We start from the raw sequence: 20,728 nt of genomic DNA, 5'->3' as shown, positions 1-20,728 counted from the left end.
AGGGAAAAACGTGGAAGAAAGAGAACTCACACTCTCTGACATTCTTTTGATGTTCAAAAGAAGGTCAAAGCTCTTCTGGCTTGTTCTTGTTCTGACAGTCTTTGCAACAGGGATCTATCTTTTCCTTGCGACACCCCAGTACGAAGCTTACGCGAGGGTGAAAGTCTCGACACAGAAGGGTATGAGACTAGGACTTTCCATTGAAGGACTGCTTGGAGGACTCTCCAGCCTCCTGGGCGGTGGTGGAAGTCAGGAAGACGAGATACAGATCATGCTCTCAAGACGAAACATCATAGCCGTGATCGACGAACTCGATCTTGTTCACAAACTCCTCGACGAAAAAGACATAGAGAAGGCAAAGAAAAACGGCCTCACAGAAGACGATCTGAAACTCTCTCTCTACAGTTACATGGTGGAAAAACTCATAACGGTAGAGCCGGTGAAAAACTCGAGCATACTGGAAGTCAAGGTTACCTGGCACGAACCCAAACTTGCAGCAGAAATAGCAAACAAAATCGTTGAAAACTACACGAAGATCAGTGAAAACATCGCAAAGAGCCAGCTTGGAGCGAAGATGGACTTTCTCGAAGAGCAAATCCCGAAGGTGGAGCAAGAACTCAAAGAAGCAGAAAGCAAACTCAAGGTCTTCAAAGAGCAGAACAGAATTTATTCTGTTGAAGCACAGACACAGGTTCTGATAGACAGGTACGCTTCTCTTCTTCAAAAGATGGAAGAAGCCAGAATCGCCATGGAAGCAACACAGAAACAGTCTGAGTTCTTCTCGAAAGAACTCAAAGATCTCGACATCGAAATCGAGCAGATCAAAGACAGCATCACCTTCGATCCTATCATTTCTCAACTCAAAAGCAATATGATCAACATTCAGATAGAGCTTGCTGGTCTCATGGAACGTTACACAGAGACAAACCCGGCTGTGGTGCAGAAAAAAGCTGAACTCCAGGAGACACAGAAACAGCTCGAAATAGAGCTCAAAAGACTTCTCACCTCCCAGGTGAAAAAAACAGGCAACCCCGTCTACGAAGAAGCACTCAGCAGTCTCATAAAGGCAGAGTCGGAGAAAATCCTGTATCAGTCTCAGTACGAAGCCTTCAAGAAACTCTACGAGGACATGGAAAAAGAACTTTCAAAACTTCCCGAACTCGAACAGAAACTGATAGAACTCGAAAGAGACTACAAGGTGAAAGAAACGATCTACACCACACTGCTTCAGGCAAAGTACGAGTCTCTCATCTCCGAAGCCGCCATCACCGCCAACGCGAACGTCATAGACTGGGCGGTGCCACCTCTTGAACCATCCAAACCCAACAAAAAACTCACGCTCGCAATTGGAGGTGTTCTGGGGATATTCCTTGGAATCCTCGCTGTTTTCTTTGCCGAGTTCTCAGACAGAAGGATCAAGTCTGAAAGTGAAGCAGAGTATCTTCTTGGCCTGGAAAAGATCGTCGCAAGAGTTCCACTAACACAGAACGAAGAGGTGATGGAAAAAGCCCTTGGAATCCCCGCCGTGAAATCAGGAAAGGTTACCTTCATCACCGCACTCGAAGACGGAGCGGGAGTGAGCACACTCGCAAAACACATGGCAAAACTGCTCTCAAAAAAAGAAAAGGTATTACTCCTTACAGAAGAAAAAGTGGAAGGCACTTTCGACAGAAAAGACGTTTTCGACCTTCTGAAAAATCCCGACGTTCTCGAAGAACTGAAAGAGCGCTACGACAAAATCATCGTTGACGCTCCATCCCTGAAGAGGACACCCGACTTTCTCCCAATTGCAGAAAAGAGCGACACCGTCTACATCGTGATCCGACTGGAACACACCCTCTCCGAAGACCTGAAAACACTCCACACTTTGAAAAAAATCGACGGTTTCATCCTGAACGGCCTGACGAAGAAAAATTCAACGTATGTGGAATGAAGGCGGCTCAGCCGCCTTTTTGGTTTAACCAGTATTCCAGAAACTCGTCCCACTGAGTGTCATACGGAAAGGAAAGTGTCTGATAGTCTGTCTGATAGTCCTGATAACACGACATGCTTTCTGGCATGAAGATACTGATGGGAAAAGAGAGTGTCTTGCCGGCTATCTCACCGTAGGAATAAACGACAACAGAGCTCAAATCTGGAGCAGTAGTGATCCTTGACGATGACACCCATCTATCTATGAAATCCCCAAGATCAACAAGAACTGTCTGATTGTAATCGTCAATATAACTCTTCACCACATCAGAATAAACCGCATCGACCTTGCTCAGATCTGCTTTCAGATCACTGATGAACAAGTTTAAATCAGAAACAAACACCTCCACCTGCGAGGTGTCGTACACCGCAAGGCTCAGTTCGTTCTGATAAGTATCAGAGGAATAGTACTCTCTGTAACTGTCAACTATCATCCTTGCCACGTCTAGTGGGGTGCTATCTGGTGCTATCTCACCAAGAAAGGAATAATCCCATCCTTCAGCTGGCTCGTTGAAACTTGATGCCACGATATAATCTGCTGTGTTTCTGAGTTCGTATATCACCTCAAGAGATCCCATGAGACACGCGTCAAACCCGAGGATGTCGAGTTTGTCTCCAGAAAGAGCGTTTTCAAGTGCTTTCCTCAGGTTCGAAACAGCGATGGCTGTTCCTTGAAAGTCATCGTATCCGATCACCTTCGTTGAGATGTAGTATGAGTCACCGATCCACGCACTCCCGTGATCCCAGATCACAAGGGCGTAATGGTCGGCATCGAATTGATTGAGAATCATCTCAAGCCAGGCTTCCAGATTTGTGTACGATCCACTGTTGAAGTCTATCCCCATCGTTCCGACAACAGCCTGAAAGTTTCCACTCTCATCGAGCACCAGCATTCCATCGCCGATCCCTATCCCGTCGTAGACAACAACCACAGAAACACTTCCACTGGCGTTTCTCATCTCGGAAAGGTCATCCTCGGAGTAGTAATAAAGATTGTTGTCTGCTGCCATCCACACGATGAAAAGCCACTTCGGTTTTGTGAAACTAACATCAAAAGACCTGCTCACACCACCTGCCACCGCTGTGAATGTGTAAGTTTTCTCCGATGGAGAGAAAAAACCTATTCTTGCTACACCGCTTGTGTCGGTGGTTGCTTCTCCAAGGAAGGCACCATCCACATAGAAAGAAACATCCTCACCTGAGACGGGAAGACCGTACTCGTCGAGCACCTGAACGTCCACAAAAGCGTATCTCCCAGCGATGTGGGTTTCATTATCCGCGATTATTGTGGAAGGTGTGGACGCGTGTGTGTAGATCTCCGGCATACATCCAGAAAGAAAAAGAGCAGAAACCACAATCAAAAGAAACCATCTCAAACTTCTCTTCCTCCTCAAAAGCCAAATTCGATCCCAAGACCAGCCAGAAACTCACTACCTGAAAAAAGAAGAGAAAAACTCACGTGCCCGATTTTCCCCCTCAAACTCGCCCCGAAAATGGTTTTCGTTTCCCCTTCCTCCGCCGTCGGATATTCCGTATAGAGTGTGTTCGGCCCCTTCACAAGGTAGAAGAAATCCGTTTCAAGACTGACGTTCTCTTTGAAAAGATCAAAAGATACGTTCAAAAGTTTTGCGTCCGGCCCGAAGGCAAAACCTACAGGATAGTCAACGATCGTTCTGGAAGATGGGAGATTTGTGAGATAGACGATCCTGTTGTTGAACTTCAAGTAGGGAAGGAACGTGTTGTAGACGAATTTTGTAGCCAGAGCGTACTCCACACCGAGCACGCCTTTCAAAGATCCGGTGGAAAGCGCTCTTCTCACACCCACGTTGAACGCATAAGCGGTGGGTTTTGACTCATTCTCTGTTGTTCCCACAAGATCGTCGAGAACGAACTCTCCGTGAACTTCAAAGCCTTTTTTTGGGACCCAGGAAAAGTCGAAAGATGCCATTGAATTCGTGTAACCCTCGTTGTAGTTGTTGTGCCAGATCGAAAAGGGACTCACAGCGAAAAGATCCGGGTATTTCCCACCGATCATCGTGAGTTCTCCCACACCGAGTCTCAGATTCTCTCTGATATGAAAGTCCAGTCTGTGCGCCGCAAGTGTTTTCACCTTTTCCGTGTAAGGAGAAAGAGGATCCGCGTTGACTGGGACAAAAGAACTCTGCTTTTCCCACTCATCTTCTGTCAAAACCGGGTTGATCGATACAAGATGGAACGTGTACTGGATCTTTCCTTTTGTAGAAAACGTGAAGTGATTGAAATAGGACTCACGTCCGATATCGCAACCGGAAACTCAGAACTTCCCCATCTGATCTTCGACCTTCCGATGACAGCGTAGAAGGAGTCTCCATCATAGACACCGTAAGCAGTGTAAGGAAAGTTCGAGTCGGGACTTGCTATCTCCTTCCACAAAGGTGGAATGTTGTTTAAAGACTCCTTGTAGAAGTAGTTGTAGTTGTTGTTGAAGGGAATTTCCGTGTAGAAAGAAAGATCCCCCACGTTTCCTTCCAGAATGACACTGAAAAGCGGTGGGGTGTTCTCGTACAGATAGAAGTTTTCCCAGGGTGGATCCGACAGAACAAACCAGCCCGTTTTCGTCTTTCCTTCGAAGTTTCCAGAGTAGAAAAACGGTGAAACACGAAAAGAGATTCCATTTCCCTTCTCACCGGACGGCACAGGAAGAACACCGGGAAGCGCTTCTTTGCTCTCAAGACTCTCATACACGAACTGTGGACTCATCTGTGTGACGAGGGGCTCAGAAAAAAGAACGCAGGAAAGCATCACGAAGAGAAAAACAGGCCACCTCATCTTCTCACCTGCCGATCTTGAGAGTTTCAAACAGGAGTTCCTTCAACCTGGAAGGCTCTGGAAGGTGTATCGTGTTGAAGCCAAGTTCTTCTGCTGCTTTTACGTTCTCCTCCATGTCGTCTATGAAAAGACTCTCCTTCGGTGTGATCTTATACTTTCTGATCAACTCAAGATAGATCTCTTTCTCTGGCTTTATGAAACCAACGTGCGATGAGATCACCATCCCATCGAAAAAGTCAAAAAATCGATATCTTCTTCTCACCATCTCGAAATAGATCTTCCCGTAGTTCGAAAGAACGTACAGTTTGAAGTTCTTTTCCTTCAAAATAGAAAGCAACTTCACGTTCTCCTCTATGGGTTTTAAGAGTTTCGGGACCTCCCTTTCCAGTTTTTCAACGTACTCTCTGTACTCTGAAAGTTCTTTCTTTTTCTTTTCCCAGAGATCGTTCTCTGGAAGAGTTCCCCTGTCCATTTTCTTCCAGTCTTCGTGCTTGAAGATCTCCCTCTCCAGAACCTTTGCCACGTCCTCTGGAAAGGACTCCACCAGGTATTCGCAAGGCCTCCAGTCGATCAGAACTCCTCCAAGATCGAAGACGATGTTTCGTATCATTTCACCCCTCCTGCTACATCTTGAAACTCAAAAAAACCCCAGCTCCAATCCCCTCAAGACTGCTCCACCAGACCTCCACCTTTCCACCGTACTCTCCAAAATCGCTTTCTGCAGAAACCTTCAGCGTGTGCTCTTTTGTGAGGTCTCCTATGAGCCACTTGGTGTCGGGTGGCATCTCCTTTCCATGCCAGGGCGTCTCCGGTGTTCTGTCTCCGTAGACGAGGTAGTGGTACATCAGATCGAGCGTGCACCATCCAGAGAACCTTCTCACACCGAGTTTCAAAGAGAAGGAGTTCTCGCCGTATTTGTATCCGATCATCCTCTCTTCGATCTTTCCCGTGTCAAAATAGGTGTACTCGTACGGAAGATTCTCCTGTGTTCTCTCAAAGGTGTACGCGCTCGCACCGGACACCTCCCCGTAGATCTTCCACGCACCAGTTCTGTACTCTCCTCCAAGAAGGAGTGCGACCTTGTCCGGATTCAGATAACTTCCTGTTCCAAGAAGCCTGTTCAGGCTCATGTCGTCTATCAGGGCTTCAAAATAGACTCTTCCCGCACCGAAGTTGAACTCGATCCATCCTCCCATGAGGGCGTTTGCGTTTTTGCTCTCATCTTTCCAGGGTGCTCCCTCCTGAGACAGCCAGATCTCCTGGATGGCGATCGGTGGAAGTGGAACGAAGAAGTAATACGGATTGAACACCTCGTTCAGATAGACCACGGCGTCCTCGTAGGCGATCTTCAAGAGACCAAAATCAAACACAACCGTTCTGTAGTTGAAACTCTTTTCCTCGTTTATGTTGAGCCAGAGAGATTCCACGTGCCAGTTGTCCTGTCTGTACTTCAAAGAAACACCGGGAAATCCGTAAAAGCGGGAGTTGTCGTCCAGAAAGAGTTTGTCAATTCCGGGGCCTCTTTCTTCGTTCAGTATGCCCGCCTTCAACTCGAAGGGACCGATCTTTCCGGAAACGAACGCTTCTGGAAAGTAGTAGAACTCCACGAACTTTTTGAGTTCGTCGATGATTCCGGTGTGAACGATTCCGTATCCCTTTCCCACACCGACCTCGAAACTGAAGGCCCAGTCCCTGAAAAGTGGCAGAGTCCAGTCCAGCTCCCCTGTCCACCTGAAAGAGCCCTCGTACGAAAGATCAAAAGAAACGCTCCCTCCGGCAAAGACAAGCGCCGGAAGGAGGATCAGAAGGAAAAGGTTCCTTTTCATATTACCACCCCATCACGTCTTTGACGTTTCTTATAGTGCTGAATATGGTGTTCACGATGGAGAGTGCCTCTGTCACCTGTATGAGCGGGTTGTCCGGAACGAAGACCACATCACCCGGCGAAACGTTCAGGTTCACTCCACCACCTTTTCCAGACAAAACTCCAGAAAGATCACAGACGGTCACCTCTCCCTGCGGCCCTCCCCTGAAGAGGAAGATCCTGCTTGCTGCCGCTTTCTCTGTGAAGCCTCCTGCCCTCATCACCACATCGAACACGGTGGAATACCTGTCCACCTTCACAATGCCGGGGTTTTTCACGTTTCCAAGAACGTACACGTAGTTCGTCTCAACGGGTGGCACGTACACCACATCTCCTGGCTCCACCTTCACGTTCTGGACCTCTTCGATGCTGGTGAAGTCGTAGGTGAACTCTTTCTCTCCTCTTCTCAAGATCACCTTCGTTCTCAGTGCCCAGTTGCTCAGGCCACCTGCCTGTGCGATGAGTTTGAGAAGCGTCACGTCTCCTTTCAACTCGTACGCTCCTGGACGTGCCACCTCTCCGACCACGTAGGCAAAGTTCTCCGTCTCAAGGGGCACGAAGACCACACTGCCGCTTTCAAGAACGGGGCCACCTGTTTTTATCACCTCTTCGTAGTCCACCTCTTCTTTTTCGCCGTCCGGTTTCACAACGACTATCCTCTCAGAGCCCGTGCTCTTCACACCACCGACCTTTCCAAGAACGCTCCTCAGAGTGGGAGTCTCTTCGTCCTCGAAGGTCACGAGTGTGTTCGTGATCCCTTCACCGAAGACGTACACGTGGGTTTTTTCTCTGTACTTCACAAAGACAAGATCTCCATCCTCGAGTTCAAAGGAACTTGTCTGCTCTTTTGGAACGGTGATCTCGTGGCCGTCTCGCAGAACAGTTATGTTTCCTGCCTCAAAGAGTGTGTCTTCTCTGTAACCTCCTGCCTTCACGATCGCCCTGTCGAGCACGGGAGTTTCGTCCGGCTCGAACACGACCATCTGGGGTGCTCTCACAAAGCCGTCCACGTAGACCCTGATCGACTCCTTCAGATTCAGTTCAACAACCGCACCGTCTTCAAGCGGAACATCCACAAGTTCATCGAACTTCTGAACCCTTCCATCCATGATCACCTTCAAACCTGCGATGTACTTTCTCTGAACCTTTCCAAACCTTGCGAGCGCCTTTTCCAGTGTGATATCCTCGTCCTTTGCAAAGTCAACGTAGCCGTACACGTCCCCTGTGAAGTAGACCCTCTTTGTCTGAACCGTTCTCACAAGGATCGTGTCACCCTTTTCGAGGGGAACGTCTTCTGTGAGGATCTTTTCCGGATCGAAAGTCATCTCTCTGCCATTCCTCAAAAGCGAAAGGCTCTTTATCAAAGAGAAGTCCTCGATCCCGTACTTTTTAAGAGCGGTCGAAAGTGTGAAGGGTTCTTCCTTCTCGAAACTCATCTTTCCATTCCTTGAGACGTTGTCTCCCACCATGTAGACGAACCTGTCCGTATACCTCTCCACGTAGACGAACACACCATCTTCGAGCAAGATGTCTTCCTTTACGATCTCGTCCGGGGAGTACTCCTTTCCTGCCACCTTCACGGACACGACCTGGCCTTCGTCAACGAAGCCCCCCGCCTTTGCGATGAGGTTTCTCAGGGTGAACGCCTCGTTCTTTCCGAAGGTGTAAAGCCCCGGATTTCTCACGTATCCCAGTACGTAGGCCTTCTTCGGGACGAACTCTTTCACGTTCACCACGTCTCCTGGCTTCACAGAAAAATCCAGATTGTTCGGTGAGAGTGTGATCACACTGCCATCTCTTGTCACGACGATGCTGTCGACCTCTTCCAGAGTACCCTTTATGCCTCCTGCCATGGAGAGGAGCTTTTCCAGGGTCACGTTCTCTTTTGGGGAGATCTCGTAAACCCCGGGCCTTGAAACGTATCCGGAAACATAGACTTCTGTCTTTTCGAACTTCTTTATCTCGACCACGTCGCCGACTTCTATCTCAACGTTTTCGTCCAGAACGTCCGGGTCGTACTCGAGAGTTTCTCCACCTCTTGTGATGAGGGCCTTCTCGATGAACCTTTTATCGACGGAGACTCCGCCGGCTTTTGCGATGAGATTTTTGAGCGTGAGAGACTCTTCTCTGGAGAAGGTGTACATTCCCGGTCTTGCCACCGCTCCCACAACGTAGGCGAACCTCTCGTCGATCTTTTGAACGTGGACCGTGTCTCCTGGTTTCAAAAGGAGGTTCTTTTGATAGATATCTTTCTCCGATACTTCAACCGTCTCGTCTTTCGAAAGGACGATTATCTTTCCTGAACTCTCCTGCGTGGTACCGCCCGCTGCCGCTACAGCGTCGAGCAAGGTCATCTCCCTTCTGTAGGGGTAAATACCTGGTTTTGACACAGCTCCAACGATCTTCACGAACTCCGTGTAGCTCTTTTCCGGGAGTATCACCTGATCGTTCTCCTGGAGCATCACGTCTTTCTCGGGAGCTTCACCCCAGAGAAGCGAGGAGAGATCCAGTTCAAAAACCTTCCCATCTCTCAAAACCTTCACCTTCGAAAGATCAACGGAGGAAAGATCCACAGAAAGAAGAGAGAGAAGCTCGGAAACGCTGAGATCTTCTATTCCCATGTTCACCACTCTGTTCACAACACCGGAGACGTAGACGTTCCTTGGAGCAATCTGCTGAAGAGACACGATCACCTCAGGTTCAGAAAAACTCCTGGAGAGCCTCTCTTTGAGGAGATCTGTCACCTGATCCACGCTGAGGCCTTCCACCTTCACACGTCCCACGTACGGAAACGTGATCGCACCTTCTATGTCCACTGCGCAACTTCTCGTCAGATCTGGGTATCCCACCACTTCGATCCTCAAAACGTCTCCCTTTCTTATGGTGTAGGACAGAGAAAACACCGCAATCAGAAGAAACAGAAAGATCAGCGCTCTTTTCATCTCGAACCCTCCTCTTCGTCTTTTCTGTTGAAAATTATACCTTACGTCTGAAAAAAGACCGAACCAGAAATAATTCGCTTAGCGATTTTTATTCACTAATATGTTGAATATACAAAATTTTATATGTGATTTAACATCCCTGTCAGGACTTATTTATTGGAGGGGCTGCGCAGTCCACAAAAAATTCACAGGAGGTGTTATCATGGAAAAGGCCCTCAGGATCGTGTGGGCAACAGGTGAAGTGGACGAAAACGGAAACCCCGTAACGAGGAGACAGACCATCTCCGTCAGTCCAAATGCGACAGACAGGATCTTGCGAACGCGGTGAACACCCTCGACTCTCTCTCGAGCTACACTTACGTTTCCGCTCAGCTCGTCACGTACGAAACCATATGAGGAGGTGAAGTGGTATGAAGAGACTGTACATGGATTTTTACAATGAGGCAGAAGGGAAGAGAAGAAGAATAATAGTCAACAGCCCAGCTGACGGACTCACAGCGGATCAGGTTCAGACAGCCATGCAGACGCTTCTGGACTCAAAAGTTCTGGAAGGCTACGCGATCGACAGAGCAGTGATAGTCGAAACGAACTCAAACGAATTCTTTGATCTAATTCACTGACGAAGGGAGGGCGTCTGTATGATGACAATACTTCCATTTCTCAAGGACGTCCTCCCGCTCGCCGTCTCCCTGGTCGAAAGACCGGGGGACGGTGAGTCCAAGAAGGAGGAAGTGAAAGAGATCGTCTTCGGTCTCTTCGACAGCTTCGGAATCGACCTTCCCTTCGACTACGATATCTTAGATCACATCCTGGACTACGCCATAGACTTCGTGGTGGACTTCTTCAACGATCGGGTGTGGAACAATGCCTAAGAGAAATACGAAGAAACTGAAAGACGAAGAACTCACCATCGATGAACTCTACGAAAGATACCAGAACGAGATAAGAAAGAAAGCAGGATTCTTTTTCGAAAAGTTCAGGGAAAAGATTTCTTCCTTCGAAGATCTCTACCAGGCGATATGCTCTATCTTCTGCTATGCTCGTAAAACATGGAACAAGGACAAAGGAAGCTTCTCCGCTCATTTGAAATCCACCATAAACAGAAAAGTGATCGACCTCATTCAGGGGATCCCTCTCCCGGGATGCAGCGACGCTCCGTTCGACATTCTGAAAACAGAGTACAAATCACGCTGCGAACTGATGGACTTCGAAGAAGAAAATCTCTGAAGGCGGGGGTCTCCCCCGCTTTCTTTCTGGAGGTGATATCATGAAGGAAAGGTTCCTCGAAAGGTTCAGCGAAAGCGCCTTCCTCCTTGAAAGACTCACGGGAATAGACGGAAAGATCCTTCTTGCCCAGTCCGCCCTCGAAACTGGCTGGGGAAGACACACGGTGGGAAACAACCTCTTCGGCATAAAGAAACTCTCCTGGCTCGAAGGTGGTGTTAGAGCAGAAACGAAAGAATTCGACGGTGTGAAGACGATCGACACGTTTCAATCCTTTGTCAGTCCAGAAAACAGTATGATCGCATACCTGATTCTGATAAAAGAGTGTTATAATAGAGCCTGGGAGTGTAGAAAAGAGCCAGAGAAATACTTCAGGCTTCTTCAAAGATATGGGTACGCAACAGATCCAATGTACGCGGAAAAGTGCCTTGATGTTTACAATTGTGTTGAATAACTTTTAATTAAGGGGAGGCGAATGTTTTGTATCAACTGATTGTCTTCGATCTTGTGGTGCTTTCTGCACTCAACCTCCCTTTTTTTAACTGGTACGTGGGAATACTCTTTTCGCTGTGTATGACACTTTCTTTCTTTGCCTTCAGGCTCTACGACCTTGAAAATGTTCAAAACTACAACGAACAAATCATAAGAACAACTGTTGGCACTCTTTTTTCTTTCATACTGATCCTTTTCTTCTATCCCCTCTTCGAAAAAGACATCACCCGATACAACTTCTTCTACAACTTTTTGGTCTCTGTCGTTTTGATCCCTCCTCTGAACACCCTTCTTGGAAAACTCCTCATCAAAAACCAGCCCACAAAAACGTTCCTTGTCGTGGGAAGAAAAGAAGAAATAGAACCCATCCTGAAAGAAATAGAAGAAAAAACGACGGGAAAGTACCGCTTTGCAGAGTACATAAACCCAACGGTTGAAGTTCTGAAAAGAAAACTCGTCCATTACGACGGAGTCCTTCTTGCAGACCCAGAGTTCGAAGACGTTCTGAAGAAGGTGAACATCGAACGTGTGGAATACCTGCCAAACCTTGTGGAAAAAACCCTGAAGAGAATCCCCATGAAAGTCCTGGAAAAGTTCAGAGAGTACTACGAGGTTTGCTTCAGCGCTGTGAATGATGACTCACCGGCAAAAAGAATCCTGGACATCGCTGTCTCTCTGATCGCCCTTGCTGTCTTCTCCCCCATCATGCTCGTTGTTGGTATAATTATATACCTGGAAGATGGAAGGCCCGTTGTGTTCAGGCAAAAGAGGGTTGGGAAAGATGGGAAAACATTCACGATGCTAAAACTCAGAAGTATGAGGAAAAAGCAGGAGAAAACACCGAAGTTCGCAGACCAGGAAAAAGACAGGATACTCAAGATTGGAAGAATCATAAGACCATTCAGAATAGACGAGGCGCTTCAGTTTGTGAACGTATTGAAAGGTGAGATGAGCGTTGTCGGTCCAAGACCAGAGCAGGAAGAGTTCGTAAAGATCTTCGAAAAGCAGATTCCTTTCTACAGTTTGAGACACAGGGTAAAACCAGGTATCACCGGCTGGGCACAACTCATGTACAAATATTCCTCCAATCTTGAAGAAGTGAAGAAAAAACTCAGTTACGACCTCTGGTACGTGAAGAACAGAAACATCTTTCTTGATCTTCGAATCATCCTGCAGACACTGGAGGCTGTGTTATGGAGAAGAGGGGCGAAGTGAAAGAAAAAAGAAAATTATCGATTCTGTTGATCAACAACTATTTTCCACCAGAAATAGGAGCAGCTTCCCACCTCTATTTCTACCTGGCCAGAGAACTTTCAAAAAGAGGACATGAAGTGACCGTTCTTACTGGAATCCCACGTTATAACATTCCGAAAGAAACATACAACCAATATCTAAGAAGGATGAAGAATAAAAAATTTGTTATCGAAAATATAAGTGATTGTGCTGATATCGAAGTTATAAGAGTCAGATTACCTTACATAGAAAGGCATCAATTGTTACGGAGAGGTGTTGAACATTTCGAAATAGCTCTCAAGATGTTTAGTTATGCCAAAGAATACCTTCGAAATAAAAGGGTGGATGTTTCTCTTGTCTACTCTCCTCCTATAACTTTATACAAAACTGCTTGGAAAGTAAAAAGATTGAAGGATGCTCCCTTTGTGCTTAACGTGCAAGATCTATTTCCACAAGCAGCGATAGATTTAGGTATTCTGAAGAATCCTCTTCTCATAAGGCTTTTTAAACAAGTTGAGAAGAAAGCGTATCAGCTTGCTGATTTAATAACAGTCCATTCTGAAAGGAATAAAGAATTTGTGAAGTCCGTCTTAAACGGAGATGGAAGAAAAGTACTTGTCATGGAAAACTGGGTGGATGAAAACGAAATAAAACCAGGAGACAAAATAAATGACTTTTCCATTAAACATGGATTAACAGAAAAGTTCGTGGTATCTTTTGCTGGTACTTTAGGATTTTCACAAGATATGGAGGTGATTATAAGAGCTGCGAATGAATTGAAAGAGTATAAAGATATTGTTTTCATCATCGTAGGAAACGGTGTAAGACTTGAAGAATCAAAGAAACTTGCAGAAAGTTTGAACCTACAGAATATCAGATTTATTCCCTCAGTACCAAGAGAAATCTATCCTTTGGTTCTTCACTCATCTGATGTTTCGCTAGCAACGTTAACAAAAGATGTAAAAACTCCTGTGGTTCCTTCAAAGATTTTGAGTATTATGTCAGCAGGTATACCTGTCATTGCCGTCATGAATTTAGAGGGTGATGCACCAAAGCTTGTGGAAAAGGCAAATGCTGGTTTTGCCATCCCGGCTGGTGATTATAAATCCTTGGCTGAGAAGATTCTTCTCCTTTATAAAAACCCGGAATTAAGAGAGTCATTAGGAAGGAATGGTAGGAGATACATAGAAGAAAATCTATCCTCCAGAAAAGCAGCAGAGAAATATGAAAAAATATTCTTGGATGCTCTGAGGAGGGATAAATGATGGGGAAAACAGAGTACTTGGATTATTACAGTGGGAAGAGAGTTCTTGTCACAGGTGGTGCTGGAGCGGTTGGATCGAATCTGGTTAGAAGACTGTTAGATTTAGGAGCTTTTGTGATAGTTATAGATAACCTGAGTTCCGGGTATACCTGGCTTCTTCCTCAAGATGCCCCGAATCTGCTGTTCATAGAGGGTGATATAACAAACGATGTCGACTTAAAGAGAGTGTTCAACGAGGAACCGGAGATAATATTTCACCTTGCGGCATTTTTTGCCAATCAGAATTCCGTTGATTATCCTGAAAAGGATCTTTGGGTAAATGGATTTGGCACTTTGAAACTTCTGGAATACACCAGAATATATGGGAAAGTTGAAAGGTTCGTCTATGCATCTTCAGGCTGTTCCATTTATCCTAGCGATGCTCCCATGCCTTTCAAGGAAGATCTGCCTATATCCTCCTGGATGAGCACGCCTTATCAGATTACGAAGGCTCTGGGGGAACTTTACTGCAATTACTTCTACAAAATGTACGACATTCCCATTACAAAAGCACGCTTCTTCAACTCCTTTGGCCCCGGCGAAGTCCCTGGACAGTACAGGAACGTTATCCCAAATTTCATATACTGGGCAATGCTTGGTAAACCGTTACCCATCACAGGTACGGGTGAAGAGACGAGGGATTTCACTTACGTAGGTGATATTGTTGACGGATTGTTGAGGATGGGATATTACAGAGAAGCCATAGGTGAGGCTTTCAATCTCGCAGCCGGAAGGGAAGTGAAGATAAAGTATCTCGCCGAGAAAGTGAACGAACTCACCGGAAATACCGCTGGTATTGTTTTCAAACCACGAAGAAAATGGGATACCAAGCCAAGAATGCTCGCATCCAACGAAAAAGCAAAGAAAGTCCTTGGTTTTAATCCTGATCCAGATTTCGACGGAAGGCTCGCTGAGACTGTAGAATGGTTTAAGCAAAATTGGGAACTTATAAAAAAATCTGCTGAATTTGGACCAGGCGTCAGCTCGGCTGTGAGGTGAATACATCAGAATGAACGAAATGTCTTCTCATATGCTTTCTATGGAAAAGCAATTGTATAAGACAAAGAGGAAAATAAGTTTAGAAAACTTTTTGGTAAACCTATTCTTCGTAACAGTGCTTTTCCCATATGTCACATTTGGACTACCTGCATCTTCTGACAGTCAACCATGGGCAGTATTGGTAGGATCACTTTTACTTATATTTAATTTGGTTAAAAATCGAAATATTCATTTTCACAAAATAACATTGATGATAATATTCTTATCTTTAATCTGTATTCTTAATGTCACAGTATTTTTCATTTTTCAGGGTGGAGAATTAACATTCTATTTGCGTACTATTTTTAAATATATAAATTTCATGATCATAATACCTATCGTAATAATCTACTTTGAAAGATTTTCACCAAATATTCTGAGTTTTTCAATTTTATTGTGGTTTATGATTGTGATAGCACAGGTTATAACAAAAAAAGTTTTGATCGACTTCGTATTACCCAGAAATACAATTGTCTACGGAAGAAACTTTGCCATAGGCTTTGCTCCTGAGCCAGCCTATATGGCAAAGGTTTGTATCTTTTTTCTCTTGATGATTGATTATTACAAAAACCTTAGAAGTATCAAACCTGTTAAAGCTATGATTTTAACCTTATTTGCACTTGTAATGATACTAGCAAGTGCAAGTTTAACGGGTTTTGTTTTGGTCATAATTTATTTTTTGATAAAGCTTTTTTTGTCAGCAAGAAAATCTAATTTTGGAAAAGTACAAAAGATAATATTAATATGTGTTTTGATTGTAACTCTGATATTATTTCTTCCATTATTGATGAACTTTGTCACAAAACATGATTTCTCCAATTTTGGCAAAGTTGGTTACTATATAAGCAAAATGCTTGAAAATCGTTCACTATTTATCTTTATTGTTGATCAAAGTTTTAAAAGCCGATTGAGTGGTTTTATTAGGAATTTCAGTTCATTTGTTTCTGGAAACGTTTTCGGCTCTGGGGTTCCTATTTACCCTACTGGGAGTATATTTTCTCCAGTTTACGATTCTGGGATTTTTGGGCTTTTGTTTTCTGCTAGCATATTGAGCATTTTTATCTTATCGGTGTTTCGTATTAAAAAAAAGAAATTAAGAAATTATTTAATAGAGCTTTTTGTCATGTTCATTTTTCTAACTTTTTCTGAGTCGCTTGCAACGTCCTACATAGCATTTATTGCTGGAATAAGCTTATATTTATATAATAAGGTGGTGAATGAATTTTGAAAGCGATTATATCTTCTTTGAACTTTTCGCCAGGACATTTATCTCATACTATTGCCTATGCCAAATTATTCCGTGAAATTGGATATGATGTATTTCTCTGGTTGCATAAAGAATACAAAAGAATGATAAAAGATATAGAATTCCCAATAATATGGTATCCCGAAGAATCTATTGGGAACACGGACATTATCTTGTTTGTTAATGTTTCCACAATTAATCACAAATACGCTCAGATTTTAAAAAGAAAAGGTTCAAAGGTTATTTACCTTTATCATGAACCATGGGAAAGTTTTAGACAGTATCTAAAGGAAGGCATAAAACAAGCATTGAAGGCAACAATTGCTCACTTTTTCTCGGTAAGATTGCTTAAGAATTCAGATCTTGTGATTGTACCATCGAAGTACGCATTGAACCTATACAAGAACAAAGATATCAAATACAATGAAAATGTTTTAATGATCCCATTGTTGTTCGACGATGAACTGGATGAAGAAGTGGATATCACAAAGAAACAGTATTTTTCCTACATAGGACATGCTGTGAAGGGACATGCTTTCGACGTTTACATTGAATTGATAAAGCATATCTACAAACAGGGAGTAGATATGAAATTCCAAATAGCGACTCGTACTGATCTGAGCAGACTATTAAAAAAAGACAAAATTTTACAAGAAATGATTGAGAAGGAAATTTTAAAAATTGCCCATGGAAGACCTCTTCCAAATTCTGAGATAAACCGAGCCTATAAAGAAAGTTTTTGCATTTGGAACGTCTATAGAAGGTCAACTCAAAGCGGTGTTTTACCAAAAGCATACATGTTTGGAACACCTGTGATAGCAAGTAACATAGGTAGTTTCCCGGAATTTGTGGAAGCAGGTAAAACAGGCGAGATTGTCTATTTGCCATTAAACTTTGATATGACCTTAGATCAGATTATTAAGATAAAGAAAGATTTAGAAAATTACTCTCAAAGATCTCGTCAATTTTTTCTCGAAACTTTTTACTATGAAGTTTATTTAAAAATATTTAAAGAAATTATAAATATTGATCATGCTTAATGTGATAAAAAACTAACCTTTTGGGAGGATGAATATGAAAGTATTGCTTGTAAATCCCGTTGGAGAATGGGGTGGAGCCGAAAAAATCTTCTTTTTGGTAAGTCAAATTTTTCAAAAAACAGGATTTGAGTTATATGTTTTATTAGGTTCCAGGGGAATTCTTTATGAAAAATTGAGAAACCTTAATTTTAACATAAGTATTATGAACTTTCCTGATTTAAGTGAAAACAGCATTGTTATAGCAGGAAGGAGATTCCAATTACCACATCATCTACTTAAAAATCTTAGAAAAATCAAGATTTTATCCAAAAAATTCTGGGATTATTTGCGCATTCTTAAGCCGGATATTATATATCTGAACAACTTGAGATCTTTGGTACTATACTATGAAACGGTTCGCACTTATGGGAAACCATGTGAAGCAGTGGTTATTTGGCATGAACACGGTTACCAACGTAGCATTATACGTCAACTAATTTTAGATAAAATTTATTTGAAGTTTGTAGATGCTGTTATTTGCGTTTCAAAACATTTGGCCAATAAACACCTGAAAGACGTACAACAGAAATTGTATGTTGTTCATAATGGTATACCTGACGAGTTGAATGCTATTGAAAAAGAAAATGTAAGATACGAGTATAACAATAATAAGGTTTTAATAATTCATCCTGCTTTCATCACATACTGGAAAGGACAGCACCTTGCTTTGAAAGCTGTAGATCTTTTGGTCAAAAGAGGTGTTCGAAATTTCGAAATCTGGTTCTTTGGAGAGCCGCGGTCAAAGCAGGACTATAAATACTTCAAGAAATTGAAACAGTTTGTGAGATCGAAGAATCTAGAAAAGCAAGTATTTTTTAAAGGATTTAGTGCAAATATAATTGATGAAATGTTGAAAGCAGACATTGTTATTTCCACATCTGTTGAAGATGACCCTTTTCCTACAATATTACTTGAAGCATCTATGATTGGAAAACCCGTGGTTACAACTGATGCTGGTGGTAGTGGTGAGATAGTGAAAAATGGAGAGACAGGTTTTGTGGTGAAAAAAGATAAGAGAGAGTTGGCAAGTGCCCTGTGTGAACTAATTCAAAACAAAGAACTTCGAGACGTTTTTTCCAAAAATGCACGTGATAGATTTCTCAAAGAATTTTCAATCTTGGCTTTTGAGAAAAGATTTTTGGAAACTCTCGAAAGTATTCTTCGGAGGTAGAAATATGAACAACAAAGGTAAATTAGCCATTTTATTTATTGATGCGCTACCTTATTTCAAAAGCAGAAATATTGGTCAAATATTGAATCTATACAGACTGATACCTGGGCTTGGTTATAGTGTAAATCAACACTATGAACTGCTTTATGGAAAAACACCTGACGATGTGGGATTCTTCGGTGAATGGAGTCTCGGATGCTCTACGAAATTTGATACTATCAAATTTCGTTTTCATAAGACAATAGATAGTATTCTGTGGAAATTAAAACTCAATCTTATCCGAAAAGGTTATAGGAAGATCATTCTGAGGTTAGAAGATATGATTCCTCTTGGAAGAAGAAAATATTTCTTGCGCAAGGGAACATATGCATTTCGAGAATTAGCAAAGGAAGGTTTTATACTGTACAATACTCAGTTCAGAGGTTATATTGAAGAATTGGATAGGACGCTGCCAAGAAATGAAGAAAAAAGAATGGAAACTATGTTCAACAAAATGTTTAACATAGCAAAGAACACAGATCATCCGCTTCTTTTCACGATAAATATAATAGACCACATAGGTCACAAATATGGTCCCGAATCCCCTGAGTACGATTACTTCTTGGATCTATTTGCGAAAAAACTTTTAGACTTATTGATATTCCTCAAGGAAAATGGATTTCATGTAATCCTTTTCTCTGATCATGGAATGTCTCCTTACAAAGCAAAGGTTAATTTATCCGATTTTGAACATTATTTTGGAAAATTTTTTGGTAAATATATTGTTTATTTCTACGACAGTCTATATTTCAGAGCGTGGATTTTTGACAGCTTTCTCTATTTAGAGATAGAGGAATTCTTAAACAAATTACCAGGTAAAATTTTATCATCAAACGATAGGAAAAAATTTGGTGTAGTGCATGAAGAACACGGGCATGTGATATTCGTTCTGAATGAAGGTTTTACATTTCATCCAAATTATTTTGGTTATAGTGTAATGAAAGGATATCATGGCTATTTGCCTGAATTTGAACGCCAGCATGGTATCGCTGCGTTCTCAAGGGCTTTCAAAATCGATAATCTTTTTCAAGGAAATCCTCCAAAATATTTAAATTCTATAGATTTTAGCAGAATCATTAAACATATATTGGAGGCAAATAGAAATGTTTAGGTTGGAAGAATTAAACTACCCTGATACATTAAAAGATTTTATAAAACAGATTGCCAAGGTTTTATTATCCGCTTGTGGAAAAGAAAATGTTGTCGTTTTGCTTCTCACAGGTAGCGGTGGAAGAGGAGAATTAACTATTCTCGAAACACCCGGAGGGTATGAAATTCTTGGTGATCTAGAGTTTATCGTTATTTCTACGAAAAGACTTAGTATTTTGAGAAAGAACATTTTAAAATGGATAATAGAAGATAAAATTAGGCATTTTCCTTTTTTATCAGAGTCATTTCATGTTGATTTTTCAATCGTAAATCCGGAAGTATTAAAAGAAGCAAATACAGTTTTGATGTGGGAAACCCTAACCAATTCTTGCATTCTATACGGCAATCTCCCATTTGATAATATTCAGAAACAACACCTTGGAGAGAGAAAGATTAGATTGAAGGATATCCACAATATTCTTCTCTATCGACATTATTCTGTCTTTTGGGGGATTCGAAAATGTAAAACACACCAATGTAGGTTTTATTCTGTTATAAGAAATTCCTTAGATCTTTTGACAGCTATACTCTATAAAAATGGCATTTTTATACCATCATATAGAAAAAGGTATGACTATCTTAAGAAGCACTCATTTGAAATTTTACCGCATTGGAAAAAGGAAGACATAGAGAATTTTGTTAGTTTTATTGGTAAGTGTACTTTTCTCAAACTGGAACCATTGTATGAATCCTTTATAAATGATCAAGCGCTTTATGACATGCTAGAAAAGTATTTATTTTTTTCTGAAATGATATTGCTTGATTTTTTAAAGGATTTTTTTAAATGCAATAATAAGATAGAGTGTTTCAATAAATTCTTGAATACAAGGGGATTTTTTGAAAAAGGAATAAATGGTTTTGGATTTCTAAAGTTCTTTATCTGGAATATTAAAAATATACCTGTAAGCTTCTTGGCAAGAAGTTTCCCAATAGAGCTTCTGTACGCTCTTATGCATATTCAATTGTGTGAAAAAGCAAACTATAAATCAGAACTACTACAAGAAATATCAGGTAAAAACATTACTTTAGATGAAAAGATGATAGAGAGAATATATAAATATTACTTTCCATATGCGCAACATTTGAAAATAAATAAGCGAAACTAATAAGAATTCACACTCTAACACTTCATTAATTTCAAGATAAAGAACTTTTATAATATCGAAAAA

The 20,728-nt window shown here is 42.3% G+C and carries 20 protein-coding genes; 14 read left to right on the top strand and 6 right to left on the bottom strand.

Annotated elements, in window-relative coordinates; translation table 11 throughout:
* Positions 1-10 precede the first annotated feature (10 nt).
* Positions 11-1,933: an exopolysaccharide transport family protein gene (locus TM_RS03300; protein WP_004081154.1), complete on the top strand. Its 1,923-nt coding sequence runs from the start codon at positions 11-13 to the stop codon at positions 1,931-1,933.
* A gap of 7 nt (positions 1,934-1,940) precedes the next feature.
* On the opposite strand, the gene TM_RS03295 is transcribed toward TM_RS03300, so the two are convergent.
* Genes TM_RS03295 through TM_RS03275 form a run of 6 tightly spaced genes read right to left on the bottom strand, consistent with a single transcriptional unit; the run spans position 1,941 to position 9,585 of the window.
* Positions 1,941-3,347: a clostripain-related cysteine peptidase gene (locus tag TM_RS03295; protein WP_004081155.1), complete on the bottom strand. Its 1,407-nt coding sequence runs from the start codon at positions 3,345-3,347 to the stop codon at positions 1,941-1,943.
* 14 nt (positions 3,348-3,361) lie between these two features.
* Complete coding sequence (locus tag TM_RS09630) at positions 3,362-4,159, bottom strand: hypothetical protein (RefSeq protein WP_010865173.1); 798 nt, start codon at positions 4,157-4,159, stop codon at positions 3,362-3,364.
* Positions 4,156-4,779, bottom strand: a complete 624-nt coding sequence (locus TM_RS09625) for a hypothetical protein (protein WP_244261694.1) — start codon at positions 4,777-4,779, stop codon at positions 4,156-4,158. The genes TM_RS09630 and TM_RS09625 overlap by 4 nt, the downstream gene beginning before the upstream one ends.
* A 4-nt stretch (positions 4,780-4,783) precedes the next feature.
* Complete coding sequence (locus TM_RS03285) at positions 4,784-5,389, bottom strand: HAD family hydrolase (protein ID WP_004081157.1); 606 nt, start codon at positions 5,387-5,389, stop codon at positions 4,784-4,786.
* A gap of 13 nt (positions 5,390-5,402) precedes the next feature.
* A complete protein-coding gene (locus tag TM_RS03280; protein ID WP_004081158.1) occupies positions 5,403-6,605 on the bottom strand; it encodes a hypothetical protein in 1,203 nt (400 codons plus the stop codon).
* A gap of 1 nt (position 6,606) precedes the next feature.
* Positions 6,607-9,585 carry an SLBB domain-containing protein gene (locus tag TM_RS03275; RefSeq protein ID WP_004081159.1) on the bottom strand — a complete coding sequence of 993 codons (2,979 nt, stop codon included), beginning with the start codon at positions 9,583-9,585 and terminating at the stop codon, positions 6,607-6,609.
* Between the two features lie 202 nt (positions 9,586-9,787).
* On the opposite strand from TM_RS03275, the gene TM_RS09620 reads away from it, so the two are divergent.
* The 13 genes from TM_RS09620 to TM_RS03210 all read left to right on the top strand — a co-directional run bounded on the left by TM_RS09620 (position 9,788) and on the right by TM_RS03210 (position 20,665).
* Positions 9,788-9,913, top strand: coding sequence for a DUF1659 domain-containing protein (locus TM_RS09620; protein WP_010865171.1), 126 nt, complete (start codon positions 9,788-9,790; stop codon positions 9,911-9,913).
* A gap of 82 nt (positions 9,914-9,995) precedes the next feature.
* Positions 9,996-10,205: a DUF2922 domain-containing protein gene (locus TM_RS03265; protein ID WP_004081161.1), complete on the top strand. Its 210-nt coding sequence runs from the start codon at positions 9,996-9,998 to the stop codon at positions 10,203-10,205.
* An 18-nt stretch (positions 10,206-10,223) separates the two neighbouring features.
* Complete coding sequence (locus TM_RS03260; protein ID WP_004081162.1) at positions 10,224-10,457, top strand: hypothetical protein; 234 nt, start codon at positions 10,224-10,226, stop codon at positions 10,455-10,457.
* Positions 10,450-10,812, top strand: a complete 363-nt coding sequence (locus TM_RS03255) for a sigma factor (protein WP_004081164.1) — start codon at positions 10,450-10,452, stop codon at positions 10,810-10,812. Before TM_RS03260 ends, TM_RS03255 begins: the two co-directional genes overlap by 8 nt.
* Positions 10,813-10,852: 40 nt before the next feature.
* Entirely contained in the window at positions 10,853-11,263 is a 411-nt protein-coding gene (locus TM_RS03250) for a glycoside hydrolase family 73 protein (protein WP_004081166.1), read from the top strand.
* 26 nt (positions 11,264-11,289) lie between these two features.
* The gene (locus TM_RS03245; RefSeq protein ID WP_004081168.1) at positions 11,290-12,516 is read left to right on the top strand and encodes a sugar transferase; all 1,227 of its coding nucleotides are present in this window, start codon (positions 11,290-11,292) and stop codon (positions 12,514-12,516) included.
* Positions 12,495-13,799 carry a glycosyltransferase family 4 protein gene (locus tag TM_RS03240; protein WP_004081170.1) on the top strand — a complete coding sequence of 435 codons (1,305 nt, stop codon included), beginning with the start codon at positions 12,495-12,497 and terminating at the stop codon, positions 13,797-13,799. The genes TM_RS03245 and TM_RS03240 overlap by 22 nt, the downstream gene beginning before the upstream one ends.
* On the top strand, positions 13,799-14,836 hold the full coding sequence (locus TM_RS03235) for an SDR family oxidoreductase (RefSeq protein ID WP_024103721.1): 1,038 nt from the start codon (positions 13,799-13,801) through the stop codon (positions 14,834-14,836). The genes TM_RS03240 and TM_RS03235 overlap by 1 nt, the downstream gene beginning before the upstream one ends.
* Positions 14,837-14,846: 10 nt before the next feature.
* The gene (locus tag TM_RS03230; RefSeq protein WP_004081174.1) at positions 14,847-16,103 is read left to right on the top strand and encodes an O-antigen polymerase; all 1,257 of its coding nucleotides are present in this window, start codon (positions 14,847-14,849) and stop codon (positions 16,101-16,103) included.
* On the top strand, positions 16,100-17,161 hold the full coding sequence (locus TM_RS03225; protein ID WP_004081176.1) for a glycosyltransferase: 1,062 nt from the start codon (positions 16,100-16,102) through the stop codon (positions 17,159-17,161). Before TM_RS03230 ends, TM_RS03225 begins: the two co-directional genes overlap by 4 nt.
* A gap of 34 nt (positions 17,162-17,195) precedes the next feature.
* Positions 17,196-18,371, top strand: a complete 1,176-nt coding sequence (locus tag TM_RS03220) for a glycosyltransferase family 4 protein (protein WP_004081178.1) — start codon at positions 17,196-17,198, stop codon at positions 18,369-18,371.
* Positions 18,372-18,375: 4 nt separating this feature from the next.
* Positions 18,376-19,521 (top strand): alkaline phosphatase family protein, encoded by a 1,146-nt coding sequence (locus TM_RS03215; RefSeq protein WP_004081181.1) that lies wholly within the window; start codon positions 18,376-18,378, stop codon positions 19,519-19,521.
* A complete protein-coding gene (locus TM_RS03210; RefSeq protein WP_004081183.1) occupies positions 19,514-20,665 on the top strand; it encodes a hypothetical protein in 1,152 nt (383 codons plus the stop codon). The genes TM_RS03215 and TM_RS03210 overlap by 8 nt, the downstream gene beginning before the upstream one ends.
* The last annotated feature ends 63 nt before the right edge of the window (positions 20,666-20,728 follow it).

The organism is Thermotoga maritima MSB8, from assembly GCF_000008545.1.
GTDB classification, from domain to species: domain Bacteria; phylum Thermotogota; class Thermotogae; order Thermotogales; family Thermotogaceae; genus Thermotoga; species Thermotoga maritima.
This window is presented reverse-complemented; position numbering and strand designations above follow the sequence as displayed.

Excerpts from the sequence above, each read along its gene's own strand:
- TM_RS03210 (WP_004081183.1), top strand. The coding sequence starts at position 19,514 with ATGTTTAGGTTGGAAGAATTAAACTACCCTGATACATTAAAAGATTTT.
- TM_RS09625 (WP_244261694.1), bottom strand. The coding sequence starts at position 4,779 with ATGAGGTGGCCTGTTTTTCTCTTCGTGATGCTTTCCTGCGTTCTTTTT.
- TM_RS03250 (WP_004081166.1), top strand. The coding sequence starts at position 10,853 with ATGAAGGAAAGGTTCCTCGAAAGGTTCAGCGAAAGCGCCTTCCTCCTT.
- TM_RS03285 (WP_004081157.1), bottom strand. The coding sequence starts at position 5,389 with ATGATACGAAACATCGTCTTCGATCTTGGAGGAGTTCTGATCGACTGG.
- TM_RS03240 (WP_004081170.1), top strand. The coding sequence starts at position 12,495 with ATGGAGAAGAGGGGCGAAGTGAAAGAAAAAAGAAAATTATCGATTCTG.
- TM_RS03235 (WP_024103721.1), top strand. The coding sequence starts at position 13,799 with ATGGGGAAAACAGAGTACTTGGATTATTACAGTGGGAAGAGAGTTCTT.
- TM_RS03275 (WP_004081159.1), bottom strand. The coding sequence starts at position 9,585 with ATGAAAAGAGCGCTGATCTTTCTGTTTCTTCTGATTGCGGTGTTTTCT.
- TM_RS03265 (WP_004081161.1), top strand. The coding sequence starts at position 9,996 with ATGAAGAGACTGTACATGGATTTTTACAATGAGGCAGAAGGGAAGAGA.
- TM_RS03215 (WP_004081181.1), top strand. The coding sequence starts at position 18,376 with ATGAACAACAAAGGTAAATTAGCCATTTTATTTATTGATGCGCTACCT.
- TM_RS03260 (WP_004081162.1), top strand. The coding sequence starts at position 10,224 with ATGATGACAATACTTCCATTTCTCAAGGACGTCCTCCCGCTCGCCGTC.
- TM_RS03230 (WP_004081174.1), top strand. The coding sequence starts at position 14,847 with ATGAACGAAATGTCTTCTCATATGCTTTCTATGGAAAAGCAATTGTAT.
- TM_RS09620 (WP_010865171.1), top strand. The coding sequence starts at position 9,788 with ATGGAAAAGGCCCTCAGGATCGTGTGGGCAACAGGTGAAGTGGACGAA.
- TM_RS03280 (WP_004081158.1), bottom strand. The coding sequence starts at position 6,605 with ATGAAAAGGAACCTTTTCCTTCTGATCCTCCTTCCGGCGCTTGTCTTT.
- TM_RS03220 (WP_004081178.1), top strand. The coding sequence starts at position 17,196 with ATGAAAGTATTGCTTGTAAATCCCGTTGGAGAATGGGGTGGAGCCGAA.
- TM_RS03255 (WP_004081164.1), top strand. The coding sequence starts at position 10,450 with ATGCCTAAGAGAAATACGAAGAAACTGAAAGACGAAGAACTCACCATC.